The organism is Microbispora sp. NPDC088329, assembly GCF_040685655.1.
GTDB lineage: Bacteria > Actinomycetota > Actinomycetes > Streptosporangiales > Streptosporangiaceae > Microbispora.
The window spans coordinates 1-12611 of the sequence record NZ_JBFBIP010000034.1; the positions used below are offsets into that span (position 1 = coordinate 1).

Consider the following 12611-nt stretch of genomic DNA (forward strand, 5'->3'; position numbering starts at 1 on the left):
CTTGCCCACCATGGGCCACTGGTCGGGATCGCGGGTGATGGTGCCCTCGGGATAGAAGAGGATGCATCCCGCCCCTTTTCGTCCCCTTCGTGTGCACAGGCCGGTCAGGTGTAGTGACCCGACCTGCTGCTCCGCGTGAGCTTGAGCACGACCGACACGATCAGTGCGATCGCGCCGATGATCAGAACCCACTTCAGCGCGCCGAAGATGAGCCCGATGACGGAACCGAGAAGGAAGAACCCGACGATGACGGCTGCGGCGATGAGGAGAATGCGTCCCATACCTTCACCGTACGGGCCGCCCTCCCGCCGTTCACAGGGCCGAAGGCCAAGTTCAGGGCAGACTCAGGGTCATCTCAGGGTCTGGCGTCTCCAGTGCCCCTCCCGCCGATCTTTGCCCCGTCGCGTCGCCCAGAGCGGCACCTCGCTGCGTTGTCGTCGTCGGCCGTAGGCTCCGCTACGACCTCCTCCTCCGCCTTGCGATGCACCACTCTGGACACCGCTCCTTCCGGGCAAACCTTGTCGGTCACGGCACTAGTCGTTGGAGTGCAGCGCCGCGTTGAGCTCGATGCCCCTGCTGTCGCGGGACACCGCCTCGACCGCCCCGGTCGTCGAGTTGCGGCGCAGCAGAAGACCCGACTTGCCCGACAGCTCCTTCGCCTTCACGACCGTTCCGTCCGGCAGCGTGACCTTGGTGCCCGCCGTGACGTACAGCCCGGCCTCCACCACGCAGTCGTCGCCGAGCGAGATGCCGACGCCGGAGTTGGCTCCGAGCAGGCACCGCTCGCCGATCGAGATGACCTCCTTGCCGCCGCCGGACAGCGTGCCCATGATCGAGGCGCCGCCGCCCACGTCGGACCCGTCGCCCACGACGACCCCCGCGGAGATGCGGCCCTCCACCATCGAGGCGCCGAGCGTGCCGGCGTTGTAGTTGATGAAGCCCTCGTGCATGACCGTGGTGCCGCTCGCCAGGTGGGCGCCGAGCCGTACGCGGTCGGCGTCGGCGACCCGCACACCGGAAGGCAGCACGTAGTCGACCATGCGCGGGAACTTGTCCACGCCGTAGACGGTCACCGGGCCACGGGCCCGCAGGCGCAGCCGCACCTCTTCGAAGCCCTCCACCTTGCACGGGCCGTGGCTGGTCCACACCACGTTGGACAGCAGCCCGAAGATCCCGTCGAGGTTGACCGTACGCGGCCGGACCAGGCGGTGGGACAGCAGGTGCAGGCGCAGATACACGTCGTGCGCGTCAGCCGGCGGGGCCGACAGGTCTGCGATGCCGGTGCGCACGGCCACGACCTCGACGCCCCTGGCGGGGTCGGGGCCGACCAGCTCCGCCATGCCCTCGCCGAGGTCCTCACCCGCGATCGGCTCGGTGCCCACGGCCGGGGGCTCGCCCAGTGCGGGGAAGGGGAACCAGGTGTCCAGCACGGTGCCGTCCGCGGCGATCGTGGCGAGGCCGATCCCGTACGCACCCGAGGTGGTGGAGTCGATAGCTGTCATGTGCACCTACGGTACCGGCTCAGGACGAGGGCTCCCCGGGGCGGATCACGCCCGACTCGTAGGCGTATCGGACGGCCTGGGCGCGGTCGCGTAGGCCGAGCTTGGCCAGCAGGCGGTTCATGTGCGTGCTCACCGTCGCCTCACTGATCGACAGCGTGTGCGCGATCTCGCCGTTCGACAGCCCCCGCGCCACCAGGCGCAGCACCTGCTCCTCCCGCGCGGTGAGTCCGGTGCCGGGCGGCGGCGCGGCGGGCTGCGTACGGCGGTAGGCGTCGACGACCCGGCCCGTCACGGCGGGGTCGAGCAGCACTTCGCCACGGGCGGCGCTGCGGATCGCGGCGAACAGGTGCTCGGGCGGCGAGACCTTGAGCAGGAAGCCGCTGACCCCGGTGCGCAGGGCGTGGTCGAGGTTCTCGTCGGTGTCGTAGGTCGTCAGCATGATCACGCGCGGCGGTGCGGGCGCGGACAGGATCCGCCGGGCCGCCTCCAGGCCGTCGAGCCGCGGCATCGCGATGTCGAGCAGCACGACGTCGGGCCGCAGGCTCCGGGCCAGCTCCACGGCGCGCTCGCCGTCGGACGCCTCGCCCAGCACGTCGAGATCGGGCTGGGTGCCGATCACCAGCCGCAGCCCGGCCCGGATCATCGCCTGGTCGTCGGCGATCAGGATGCCGATCGCGTTCACGGCGTCTGTCACGGTATCTGTCACAGGGGGAGCACCGCCCGGACGCCGAACCCGCCCGAGGCGAGCGGTCCCGCGGTGAGCGTGCCGTGGAACAGCGCGGCCCGCTCCCGCATGCCGATCAGTCCGTGCCCGCCTTCCTGTCCGGCGCCGCGTGCCCGTACCCGCGCCCGGCTCTCGTGGGGGCCCAGGTCGACGATCTCCAGGTGGAGCTCCCCGGGGCGGTGCTCCACGGTGACCGTCGCCCGCGTCGGGCCGGCGTGCTTGAGCGCGTTGGTCAGCGCCTCCTGCACGATGCGGTAGGCCGACAGGTCGAGCCCCGCGGGCAGCGGCACCGGATCCCCGCGCACCTCCAGCGCCACGTCGAGCCCCGCCGCGCGGACCTGGTCGAGCAGGTCGTCCAGCCGGTCGAGGCCGGCCTGCGGGCCCGAGTCGGCGCTCGGGCCGCGCAGCAGGCCGAGCATCCGGCGCAGCTCGTCCACGGCGCCGCGGCCCGTCTCCTCGATCGAGGCGAGCACCTGCCGCTCGCGCTCCTGGTCCTCGCGCAGCATGAGCCGTACGCCGCCGGTCTGCATGGTCATCACGCTGACGCTGTGGGCGACGATGTCGTGCAGCTCGCGGGCGATGCGGGCGCGCTCCTCCGACACCGCCTCGCGGGCCAGCAGTTCGCCGCGTTCGGCGGCCTGCGCGGCGATCACGCGGTGCCGCCGTACGGCCAGGCCGGCTCCGGCCGCGATCGCGGACATCACCACCGCCACGGCGATGTCGCCCCACCCGGCCGGCGGAGACGAGGCCGCCAGCATGGAGACGACGTACGCACCGCTCGCGACCATGCCGGTAACGGCCTTCACACTGCCCGGCCGTACCTCCGACAGCAGGGTGAACAGCAGCACGAGCTCGGTGTAGAACTGCCAGGCCGCCGCCATCTGGGGGGCCAGGACGAACAGCAGGACGTTGAGGGCGGAGTAGACGCACAGGATCGCGAAGGGGGCGTGTCGCCGGAACAGCACCCCGACGGCGGTGACGACCCCGGCGGCGATCCAGAGGGGAAGGTGTTCGCGGGACGGAGCCATCGAGCGCCCGCCGATCTCCTCGGCGATCGCGAACAGGCCCACGGCCACCGCGACGAGCCAGTCGACGAGAGTGGGGGAACGGCGGTGGAGCATGACGCAGACAGTAGCCGCCATCCGGTCAGTTATTGACGCCCATTATGTGACAAAAGGGGCACACCACTCCCGGTGCGGCCCGGTCGCCGAGGGCGACGGGTCCCGGGGTGCCTGCGCGATCAGTCGTCGAACTCGCCGTTCTTCACGCCTGCGATGAAGGCGCTCCATTCGCTCGGGGTGAAGGCCAGGACCGGGCCCGAACGATCCTTGCTGTCCCGCACGGCCACCAGCCCCGGCACGTTCGTCGCCACCTCGACACAGTTGTCGTTAGTGGCGCCGGAGTAGCTGGACTTGCGGAACTGGGCGCCGGACAGGTTGGGGAAGTCAATCATGATCTCTCCTCGCTGCGGCGATGAGCGCCGCGGACTCATCAGGGGGCAGGGCCATCTCGGCGAGGTGCTCGAATGTCAGCGTAAGCCCCCTTACCTGGTCGGCGGCTTCTACATACACGTCACCTCCGGGGCAACCGGTGTAGCCCACGTCGGGGTCGCCCTCGCCAAAGGATAGGACGGAGAAGGCACCATCGAGCCCAACGTGCAAACCGGCCGTTAGCGGCACGACTTGGACCGTCACGTTGGGTCTGTCACCAACGTCGATCAGGCTCTCCAGTTGCCGCCTCATCACACCTGCCGACGCGACCGGGCGGCGCAGGGCACCCTCGTCTATCAACGCGTGCAGTGATGGCGCACTCGACCCAAGTAGCGTGATCTTACGCGCCATCCGGGCGTCGACTCGGCGTTTCAGCTCTACATCGTCTGGGGCGGGGCGGGTCGGACCCATGAGCGCGCGGGCATACTCCTCGGTCTGAAGCAGGCCCGGGATCAAGACCGGCTCCCAGGTGCGAATCGCCGCCGCTTCGGCTTCCAAGACAACGTAGGACCCGGAGAAGACGTCGCTGTAGGCCGTCCACCAGCCGCGCTGGCTGGCATCTCGGCAGAGCTGGATCAGCCCCGCCTTGGTCGCGGAGTCGGCCCCGTACAGGTCGCAGGCGTCAGCGACATCGGTCACGCTCGGACTGGTCCGCGCGTTCTCGATCCGGTTGACCTTCGGACGGCTCCAGCCGAGCTGCTTCGCTGCCGCATCTGGTGTGAGACCCGAATTTTCACGTAGTCGTCGCAGCTCACGACCCAGGCGGCGATGCCGGACGGTGGGGCTCTTCATGGGCATGGGCTCAGTGTGATGGGAAGCCGGTAAAACTTCTACGTGTACAGCGCTTGCCAACGTGCACAGTACACGCGACGATGAACCTGCAGAGCCGCTACACACTGTTACTTGATCATGACGGAGAGAAGGGGCTGTACGGGCGGCGGCTCAGCTTCATCAGCCAGAGGTGGACCCGCCCGCCGCTGCATACGACCGGGCGGGTCCCGATCAGGAAGTGGAGTTCCTGACCATGACCCAAGATAGGGCCACTGCGCCCGGCACGGAGTTCGCCGGGTGGCGGATCATGAGGAGCGATGCCGGACGCTTCTGGGCGAGCCGTGAGCGGCCGTTCCCGTCCGAGGCCGAGCAGGCGGGCGCATACCGCACCGTCGACGGCGACAACCTGCGCGAACTGTGTCAGGCCATCGCCGAACAGGAGAGCCTGGCCGAAGTGGCGGTGCCCCAGTGATCGGGAACCACATCAAGACGTTCGCCGGAGTCGGCCTCGGCGAGCGAAACGGACAAGGCGGCGGGTCCACATGGGGCATGCCTTTCAGGCCGGGCCGTGCGCTGGTCGAGCGTCCGCGTCGGTCGTGTCCGCCCTGGTGCATGGAGGCCCACATCGACGAGTCTCCCGGTGAGCGCATCCACAACGCCTGGCTGTAGTCCATCGAGCTGAGCGCGATTCCCCTGGCCGGGCAGCCGCAGCGGATGTGGATCGATCTCAGCCTCGGGCCAGGTGACGCCGACCCCCGCGTCCACCTGAGCATCGAGGATCGCTCCTTCGTAGAGCTGACGATCAGCGAGGCGCGGAGCGTCGGAACGCATCTCGTCGGCCTGGCCGCTCTCGGCGTGATGGAAATTCAGCCGACGTCTCCCATCTGATCCTCGTACGCAACGAACATCTCCTCTCAAGCCTGCCGGTCGTTGCCGGCCGGCGACCGGCAGGGCCTGGGCGGTCTTCCGTAGACGCCTTCCCCGCTGAGGGAGACCGCCCCCACGATTGGCCGGCAACCCTATCGGCGGTTCCGAACGATCTGGTCGATCGCCGCCATGAGCTCGACATCCTCGGCGAGGGGCGGATCATTCTTGTCGTTGCAGCAGGCAGGTTTGGACTGGGTACGGCCCGCGCCATGGCCGGACCGGTCCGGCAGATTGAAGGCATGATACGGAAGCGGGCTGCGCCGGGGGATTCGCCGGTAGGGCGGGCGCGTCGGCTCATGATCGGAGGAGCTCCTCCAGATCATCTTCGCCGTACTCCACGAAGTCGCCGGTTTCGGCCATCACGTCCTGCGCCCGTTGCAGCAGGTCCCGGTCACGGAGTGTATCGATCACTCTGGTAAGCCTGCGACCGGGTTCGTCCTCGCCAATCTCGCGGAGCACCACGAGAACCCGGGCAAGTGAGGTAGCAGAGACGCGCGCGACTCCGCCGCCTGGGACTTCCTCGAGTACGCCGTGGCCTATCCACGAGCGGACAGTGGGGATCGTCACTTTTAGTAGTCCTGCTGCTGTGGACAGACGCACAGCAGATGGGTGAGGTCCGCAATCGTGGCGGCGGGCCATGCGAAAGCTTGACCCAATCTCAGCTCCGTGGAATCCATTGCCCGGGAGGCCGAGCACGACGACCGCACTCGCTCCACGTAACCGACCTGGCGAAGGTGCTGCGCATGGCTGAAACGACGCTGCAACGGGGGACGCCGGCGGCCCAGGAATCAGCCTCGCGGGGGACGGGAGGTCAAGGGACGCCTTGACGACGGGGTGGGGGACCGCTTCGTACGGTCCTCCGCATGCTTACCAACGCGAACTCCTTCCGCCGCGTCGCGGCGGGCACGAGCCTCATCCTCGCCCCGCTGTGCCTGCTCCTCGGCATGGCCGCCGACCCGTCCGAGCCCGGGGTCGACGACCCCCTGGCGTACGCGCACAACCCGGGCGCCGTGGGCGTCAGCGCGACGCTCCTCCACTACGCGTGGATCCTGTGGGTGCCCGGCGTCATCGGCCTCGTCCACCTCGTACGCAGGAAGGGCGTGGTGCTCGCCAACATCGCGGGCGTGATCGCGGTCCTCGGCCTCATCAACTTCTCGGCGCTGATGATCTCGGACTTCTTCGACATCGTGGCGTTCCGGATGCTGCCGGTGGACCAGGCGGAGAAGCTCATGCAGGACGCGGCGCAGCCCGCGATGATCGTCGCCTGGCAGATGCCCGGCATGATCGGGTCGTTCCTGGGCCTCGTGCTCGTGGCCGTCGCGTACGCGTGGGGAGGGCGGGCCGGGTGGTGGTTCCCGGCCGGCGTGCTCGTCGGCATCCTCGTCTGGCTGTTCGGCGCGAGCGCGTGGAACCTCGTGCTGGGCCTCGGTGGCCCGGTCATCCTGCTGGTGGTCTTCGGCATCGTCGGCGTTTCGATGATCCGCATGCGCGACGAGGAATGGGCGACCTCCGCCTCCGCGTGACCTGTGTTAACGCACTGTTTCAGTGGGTTTCAGGTTGAAAGGGGACATTGCGGGGAAAGTTGACTCGGCACGACCGAGTCACGTAAACCTCGGCCTGATGGGGGGCGAATGACCGACGTGCACGGGTACGCCCGGGACTGCTTCCGCGGGGTCACCTCCGACCGGCTGGGCGTCGAGCTGGAGTTCCTGGTCTTCGACGCGGAGGACCCGGCGCTGCACGTCCCCATCGCCCGGACCGCCGAAGCGCTCCCCGTGCTCCCCGGGGGCAGCCGGGTGACGTTCGAACCGGGCGGGCAGCTCGAACTGTCCGCCCCGCCGGACGTCCTGCCCGCCGCCATCGCCAAGCTCACCGCCGACGTCGACGCCGTACGGCTCGCGCTCGCCCGGGCAGGGCTGCGGCTGGGCGGCCGCGGGCTGGACGTGCTGCGCCCGCCCCTGCGGCAGTTACGAGAGCCCAGATATGAGGCGATGGACGCCTTCCTGGGTCGTCCGCACGGGCAGGCGATGATGTGCTCGACCGCCTCGATCCAGGTCAACCTGGACTTCGGCGAGGATCCCCGGGCCCGCTGGGAACGCGCTCATGTGCTCGGCCCGGTGCTGCTTGCGGCCTTCGCCAACTCGCCCGCCGACGGGTGGGCCTCCGGCCGCCAGGCCGTCTGGGGCAGGCTCGACCCGAGCAGGACCGCGCCGGTCGCGCAGAACGGCGACCCGGCGGACGACTGGGCGCGCTATCTCCTCGACGCCCGTCTCATGCTGATCCGGAAGGACGGCCGCTTCCTGCCGGTCCTCGACGGCTCGGCGTTCCGCGACTTCGCCCGCGTGGCCGGACGTCCCCCCGCCGAGGACGACCTCGCCTACCACGCCACCACGCTCTTCCCGCCCGTACGGCCCCGGGGCTGGCTTGAGGTGCGCTACCTCGACGCGCAGGGGGCCGGCGAGTGGCCCGTGTGCGCGGCCGTCGTGCACGCGCTCGTCACCGACGACCGGGCCGCCGGGATCGCCGTCGAGGCGGCCCGGCCTGTCGCCCACCGGTGGGCGGACGCCGCCCGTCTCGGCCTCGCCGACCCCGGCCTGCGCCGGTCCGCCTCCGCCTGCTTCCGCGCCGCCGCCGAGGCACTGCCCCGCCTCGGGGCCGAACCCTGGCTGGTGGCCCGGGTTCGCGCGTTCGCCTCCCGGCACATCGAATCCGGCCGATCCCCGGCCGCCGACCAGATGGAGGAGATGCTCGCGTGACCGATCTCGACGCCGTCCTGGGCAACGCCGGCCCGACCGGCCTGAAGGAGCGGATCGCGGCCGAACTCGAGGCCGTACGCGCGCGGTCGCTCACCTACACCGACGCCGACGACGACGTGCTCGTGCGCCAGCACTCGCCCCTGATGTCGCCGCTGGTGTGGGACCTCGCGCACGTGGGGAACTACGAGGAGCTGTGGGTGCTGCGCGAGGTGGGCGGCATCGAGCCGCTGCGCCCGGAGATCGACGACCTCTACGACGCGTTCAAGTATCCGCGCAAGGACAGGCCCTCGTTGCCGCTGCTCGGCCCGGCCGAGGCCAGGAAGTACATCTCCGGCGTACGCGGGCGGGTGCTCGACGTCCTCGACCTGGCGGATCTGACCGATCCCGATCCGCTGCGGTCCGGGGGCTACGTCTTCGGGCTGGTGCTGCAGCACGAGCACCAGCACGACGAGACCATGCTCGCCACGCTGCAACTGTCCCGGCGGCCCGGCCTGGTCCGCGACGGCGCGCTGCCGCAGGGCCGGCCCGCCGGTGACTCGGAGGTCCACATTCCCGCCGGCGTCTTCACGATGGGCACCGACACCGTGGCCTGGGCGTACGACAACGAGCGGCCGGCGCACCGGTTGTACCTGCCCGGCTACTGGATCGACCGCCATCCCGTCACGAACGCGGCGTACATGGAGTTCGTCGAGGACGGCGGCTACCGCGACCCGCGCTGGTGGCTGCCGCAGGGCCGGGAGTGGGCCGAGCGGAACGGCGTCGAGGCCCCGCTGTTCTGGACGCGCGACGGCGACACCTGGTGGCGGGTCCGCTTCGGCCGGGAGGAGCCCGTGCCGCCGGACGAGCCGGTGCAGCACGTCTCGTGGTACGAGGCCGACGCGTACGCCCGGTGGGCGGGCAAGCGCCTGCCGACCGAGGCCGAGTGGGAGAAGGCGTGCGGGGGCCGCGGATATCCCTGGGGCGACGCGGATCCGAGCCCCGGTCAGGCCAACCTCGGTCATCGGGCCGCCCGGCCCGCGCCCGTGGGGGCGTACCCGGACGGGGCGAGCCCCTACGGCGTCGAGCAGCTCATCGGGGACGTGTGGGAGTGGACCGACTCCTGGTTCCAGCCCTATCCCGGCTACCGGTGCTTCCCCTATGAGGAGTACAGCAAGGTCTTCTTCGGGGAGACCTACCGGGTGCTGCGTGGCGGGTCGTGGGCCACCCATCCCTCCGCCGTCCGCACGACCTTCCGCAACTGGGACTATCCGATCCGGCGGCAGATCTTCGCCGGGTTCCGCTGCGCCCGCTCGGAGGAGTAGGCCGTGTGCCGTCACGCGGCGTGGCTGGGCCCGGTGCGGCCGGCGGCCTCGCTCATCGACGATCCGGAGCACGGGCTGCTGCGCCAGTCGTACGCGCCGCGCATGCAGAAGTACGGCACCGTGAACGCCGACGGGTTCGGCTTCGGCTGGTACGACGGCTCCAGGCCCGTGCGCTACCGCCGTACGGTGCCGATCTGGGCGGACGCCAACATGCCCGGCCTCGCCGCGGTGGCGCGGTCGTCGTGCCTGATCGCCGCGGTCAGGTCGGCCACGGTCGGCATGCCGATCGAGGAGACGGCCACGGCGCCGTTCGCCGACGGCCGGTGGCTGCTCAGCCACAACGGCCGGGTCAGGCGCGAGGCGCTGCGCCCGCTCGCGGCCGATCCGGAGAGCATGTGCGACTCGGCCTGGCTCGCGTCGGCGGTGTTCGCCCTGCTCCGTGACGGGGTGCCGCTCACCGACACCCTGCCGGCCGTCGTCCGCGCGGCCGCCGAGGGGGACCCGCAGGCCCGGCTCAACCTGCTGGTCACGGGCGGCACGGAGGTGGCCGCCGTGGCCTGGGGCGACACCCTGTTCACGCACCTGGAGGAGGGAGTGCTGGTCGCGAGCGAGCCGCTGGACGACCGGCCCGGCTGGCGGGCCGTGCCCGACCGCAGCCTGCTGCTCGCGTCCCCCGACGGCGTTTCCGTGACAACCATCGACTGAAAGAGGCGACCATGGTTACCGACCATCTCGGCGGCGACTACCTGCGCCAGGCTCTCGAGGACGACGTACGCGCCGGGCTCACCTCGTCACCCAAACGGCTGCCCCCGAAGTGGTTCTACGACGAGGCGGGCAGCGAGCTGTTCTCCCGGATCACCCGGCTGACCGAGTATTACCCGACCCGGCGCGAGCTGGAGATCCTGCGCCGCCGCGCCGTCGACGTGGCGGGCCTCACCCGCGCCGACACGCTCGTCGAGCTGGGCTCGGGCACCAGCGAGAAGACCGTGCTCCTGCTCGACGCGCTGGCCAACGCCGGGACGCTGCGGGCCTACACGCCGGTCGACGTGGACGCCGTCACGCTGGCCGCCGCGGCGGAGCGGCTCGCCGTACGGTATCCGGGCCTGGACGTGCGCCCGGTGCGCGCCGACTTCGAGCAGCACCTGGCGCTGCTGCCGAGGAACGGCAGGCGGCTGGTGGCATTCCTCGGGGGCACGATCGGCAACCTTCCGCCCGCCGCGCGTGAGATGTTCTTCAAGGAACTGCGCGCCACCCTGCGGCCCGGGGACACCCTGCTGCTCGGCGCCGACCTGGTGAAGGATCCCTCCCGCCTGGTCAGGGCGTACGACGACGCGCAGGGCGTGACGGCCGCCTTCAACCGCAACGTGCTGCACGTGCTCAACCGGGAGCTCGGCGCCGGCTTCGAGCCGGAGGCGTTCGAGCACGTCGCGCTGTGGGACGAGGACAACGAGTGGATCGAGATGCGGCTGCGGGCGACCCGGCCCATGGAGGTCCCGATCAGGGCGCTCGGCCTCACGGCCGCCTTCGCCGAGGGCGAGGAGATGCGCACCGAGATCAGCGCGAAGTTCCGCAGGCAGGGCGTGCTCGACGAGCTGTCCCGGGCCGGGTTCGCGGTCTGCCGTTGGTACACCGACAGCGCCGGAGACTTCGCGCTGACCCTGGCCACCGTCGTCAGCGGCTGAGGATTTGCCCGCCGCCCACGAGTGAGATGTCCGCGGGCAGCGGCAGGCGCAGGACGAAGCGGGCGCCGCGCGGGGAGTCCTCGACCTTGAGCGTTCCGTGGTGCGCGTCCGCCGTGACGCGGCACAGGGCGAGGCCGAGTCCGGTGCCCTTGGGGTCGCGGCGGCGCCCGTCCTTCAGCCGGACGAACGGCTCGAAGACCCGCTCGCGGTCCTCCGGCGCGATGCCGTCGCCGTCGTCGAGCACGGTCACGACCGCCTCGTCCCCGGCCCGCCCCACCGTGACGTCGACCCTGCTGTACGCGTGGCGCTGGGCGTTGACCAGCAGGTTGGTCAGCACGCCGCACAACTGGACCCGGTTGCCGAGGACGGTCACGTCGTCCTCGACCTCGACGTGCACGGGCACGCCGTCCGTGCGGGCGGCGGCCTCCTCCCGCGCGAGCGTCCCCAGGCCGACCGGCTCGGGTTCGGCCGTCGCGGCCGTGCGGACCCGGGCGACCGTGAGCATCTCGTCGATGATCGCCTGGCACCGCTCGGTGGTGCGCACCGCCGTACGGATCGTCTCGTAGGGATCGGTGTCCTCGCGGTAGAGCAGGGCCTCTTCCAGTTGTGTGCGCAACCCGGCGAGCGGGGTCCGCAGCTCGTGGGAGACCATCGAGGCGAAGTGCCGCTGCTGGCGCACCGAGGTGTCGAGGCGTTCGAGGAAGCCGTTGGAGGCCCGCGCGAGCTCGGCGATCTCGTCGCGCCCTGGCGGCTGGGGAACGCGCAGGCTCAGGTCGCGCACGCTGATCTCGGTCACCCTCTCGCGAATCTCCCTGACCGGACGCAGCGTGCGGCCCGCGGCCCGCCAGCTCGCCCAGGTCCATCCGGCGGTCATCAGCAGCACTCCGATCGCGATGAACAGTTCCAGCCGCCGCGAGGCCAGCAGGCCGGGCTCGGTCCTCCCCGCGTACACGGCGTGCGGCTCGCCGTCCCAGAACAGCCGGGACTGCACCGGCAGGACCCGTACGGCGGTGAGCACGACGCACCGGCCCTCGTCCGGGCATTCGATCCGGTATTGCAGGCGGTCCTGGCCCGTGGGGAAGGGGGAGGTCAGCGGGGCCCGGCCGCTCGCAGCCCGGCTGGCGGTGATCACCCGGTTGCGGGAGTCGACGAGCTGCACCAGGTCCTCGTGCGCGGCCGGTGGCTGCGGGATGCCGTTGGGGCCCATCGAGGCGATCCAGTCGGTGGCCACCCGCTGGGTGTCCATGAAGAGATGGCTGTGGATGCGGTTGCGGACGGCGATGTCCAGACCGAACCCGAACACCGTGAGGACGACGAGGGAGAGGACCGCGCTCATCAGGGCGGTCCGCGCCTGGATCGAGCGCGGGCGTAAAAAGGAAGGCACGAGCCGGCCCACCATGACCCCTCCCTTCGTGTCCGTTATGCAATGCTCAGGAAAAAAATGTTAATAAGGGCAAT

15 protein-coding genes are annotated in these 12611 nt (G+C 70.6%); 7 read left to right on the forward strand and 8 right to left on the reverse strand.

What is annotated here, in order from left to right:
- Positions 1-104: 104 nt before the first annotated feature.
- The 6 genes from AB0O28_RS37310 to AB0O28_RS37335 form a co-directional block, all read right to left on the reverse strand.
- Positions 105-281, reverse strand: a complete 177-nt coding sequence (locus tag AB0O28_RS37310) for a hypothetical protein (protein WP_169986612.1) — start codon at positions 279-281, stop codon at positions 105-107.
- Positions 282-533: 252 nt separating this feature from the next.
- Positions 534-1502 (reverse strand): 2,3,4,5-tetrahydropyridine-2,6-dicarboxylate N-succinyltransferase, encoded by a 969-nt coding sequence (dapD, locus tag AB0O28_RS37315; protein ID WP_363647313.1) that lies wholly within the window; start codon positions 1500-1502, stop codon positions 534-536.
- A gap of 19 nt (positions 1503-1521) precedes the next feature.
- Positions 1522-2196, reverse strand: coding sequence for a response regulator transcription factor (locus AB0O28_RS37320; RefSeq protein WP_363647314.1), 675 nt, complete (start codon positions 2194-2196; stop codon positions 1522-1524).
- Between the two features lie 8 nt (positions 2197-2204).
- On the reverse strand, positions 2205-3347 hold the full coding sequence (locus AB0O28_RS37325; protein ID WP_363647315.1) for a sensor histidine kinase: 1143 nt from the start codon (positions 3345-3347) through the stop codon (positions 2205-2207).
- 119 nt (positions 3348-3466) lie between these two features.
- Positions 3467-3679: a DUF397 domain-containing protein gene (locus tag AB0O28_RS37330; protein WP_363647316.1), complete on the reverse strand. Its 213-nt coding sequence runs from the start codon at positions 3677-3679 to the stop codon at positions 3467-3469.
- A complete protein-coding gene (locus AB0O28_RS37335; RefSeq protein ID WP_363647317.1) occupies positions 3672-4514 on the reverse strand; it encodes a helix-turn-helix transcriptional regulator in 843 nt (280 codons plus the stop codon). Before AB0O28_RS37335 ends, AB0O28_RS37330 begins: the two co-directional genes overlap by 8 nt.
- Before the next feature lie 226 nt (positions 4515-4740).
- Here AB0O28_RS37335 and AB0O28_RS37340 point away from each other — a divergent pair, with 226 nt between their 5' ends.
- Together AB0O28_RS37340 and AB0O28_RS37345 are read left to right on the forward strand one after the other, a co-directional pair.
- A complete protein-coding gene (locus AB0O28_RS37340; RefSeq protein WP_363647318.1) occupies positions 4741-4959 on the forward strand; it encodes a hypothetical protein in 219 nt (72 codons plus the stop codon).
- 242 nt (positions 4960-5201) lie between these two features.
- Positions 5202-5375, forward strand: coding sequence for a hypothetical protein (locus AB0O28_RS37345; RefSeq protein ID WP_363647319.1), 174 nt, complete (start codon positions 5202-5204; stop codon positions 5373-5375).
- 333 nt (positions 5376-5708) lie between these two features.
- On the opposite strand, the gene AB0O28_RS37350 is transcribed toward AB0O28_RS37345, so the two are convergent.
- Entirely contained in the window at positions 5709-5981 is a 273-nt protein-coding gene (locus AB0O28_RS37350; protein WP_363647320.1) for a hypothetical protein, read from the reverse strand.
- A gap of 296 nt (positions 5982-6277) precedes the next feature.
- Between AB0O28_RS37350 and AB0O28_RS37355 the strand changes: the two genes are divergently transcribed.
- From AB0O28_RS37355 to egtD, 5 genes are all read left to right on the forward strand, one after another.
- Positions 6278-6937: a hypothetical protein gene (locus tag AB0O28_RS37355; RefSeq protein ID WP_363647321.1), complete on the forward strand. Its 660-nt coding sequence runs from the start codon at positions 6278-6280 to the stop codon at positions 6935-6937.
- Positions 6938-7045: 108 nt separating this feature from the next.
- Complete coding sequence (gene egtA, locus AB0O28_RS37360; protein WP_363647322.1) at positions 7046-8170, forward strand: ergothioneine biosynthesis glutamate--cysteine ligase EgtA; 1125 nt, start codon at positions 7046-7048, stop codon at positions 8168-8170.
- Positions 8167-9471: an ergothioneine biosynthesis protein EgtB gene (egtB, locus tag AB0O28_RS37365; RefSeq protein WP_363647323.1), complete on the forward strand. Its 1305-nt coding sequence runs from the start codon at positions 8167-8169 to the stop codon at positions 9469-9471. The genes egtA and egtB overlap by 4 nt, the downstream gene beginning before the upstream one ends.
- Before the next feature lie 3 nt (positions 9472-9474).
- Positions 9475-10176, forward strand: coding sequence for an ergothioneine biosynthesis protein EgtC (gene egtC, locus AB0O28_RS37370; RefSeq protein ID WP_363647324.1), 702 nt, complete (start codon positions 9475-9477; stop codon positions 10174-10176).
- 11 nt (positions 10177-10187) lie between these two features.
- Positions 10188-11153 (forward strand): L-histidine N(alpha)-methyltransferase, encoded by a 966-nt coding sequence (gene egtD, locus AB0O28_RS37375; protein WP_363647325.1) that lies wholly within the window; start codon positions 10188-10190, stop codon positions 11151-11153.
- Here the strand turns inward: egtD and AB0O28_RS37380 are convergent.
- Positions 11143-12489 (reverse strand): HAMP domain-containing sensor histidine kinase, encoded by a 1347-nt coding sequence (locus tag AB0O28_RS37380; RefSeq protein ID WP_363647326.1) that lies wholly within the window; start codon positions 12487-12489, stop codon positions 11143-11145. The two genes, egtD and AB0O28_RS37380, sit on opposite strands and share 11 nt — an antisense overlap.
- Between the last annotated feature and the right edge of the window lie 122 nt (positions 12490-12611).

Excerpts from the sequence above, each read along its gene's own strand:
- AB0O28_RS37380 (WP_363647326.1), bottom strand. The coding sequence starts at position 12,489 with ATGAGCGCGGTCCTCTCCCTCGTCGTCCTCACGGTGTTCGGGTTCGGT.
- dapD (WP_363647313.1), bottom strand. The coding sequence starts at position 1,502 with ATGACAGCTATCGACTCCACCACCTCGGGTGCGTACGGGATCGGCCTC.
- AB0O28_RS37325 (WP_363647315.1), bottom strand. The coding sequence starts at position 3,347 with ATGCTCCACCGCCGTTCCCCCACTCTCGTCGACTGGCTCGTCGCGGTG.
- egtD (WP_363647325.1), top strand. The coding sequence starts at position 10,188 with ATGGTTACCGACCATCTCGGCGGCGACTACCTGCGCCAGGCTCTCGAG.
- AB0O28_RS37335 (WP_363647317.1), bottom strand. The coding sequence starts at position 4,514 with ATGCCCATGAAGAGCCCCACCGTCCGGCATCGCCGCCTGGGTCGTGAG.
- AB0O28_RS37310 (WP_169986612.1), bottom strand. The coding sequence starts at position 281 with ATGGGACGCATTCTCCTCATCGCCGCAGCCGTCATCGTCGGGTTCTTC.
- AB0O28_RS37355 (WP_363647321.1), top strand. The coding sequence starts at position 6,278 with ATGCTTACCAACGCGAACTCCTTCCGCCGCGTCGCGGCGGGCACGAGC.
- AB0O28_RS37330 (WP_363647316.1), bottom strand. The coding sequence starts at position 3,679 with ATGATTGACTTCCCCAACCTGTCCGGCGCCCAGTTCCGCAAGTCCAGC.
- AB0O28_RS37345 (WP_363647319.1), top strand. The coding sequence starts at position 5,202 with ATGTGGATCGATCTCAGCCTCGGGCCAGGTGACGCCGACCCCCGCGTC.
- egtA (WP_363647322.1), top strand. The coding sequence starts at position 7,046 with ATGACCGACGTGCACGGGTACGCCCGGGACTGCTTCCGCGGGGTCACC.
- AB0O28_RS37340 (WP_363647318.1), top strand. The coding sequence starts at position 4,741 with ATGACCCAAGATAGGGCCACTGCGCCCGGCACGGAGTTCGCCGGGTGG.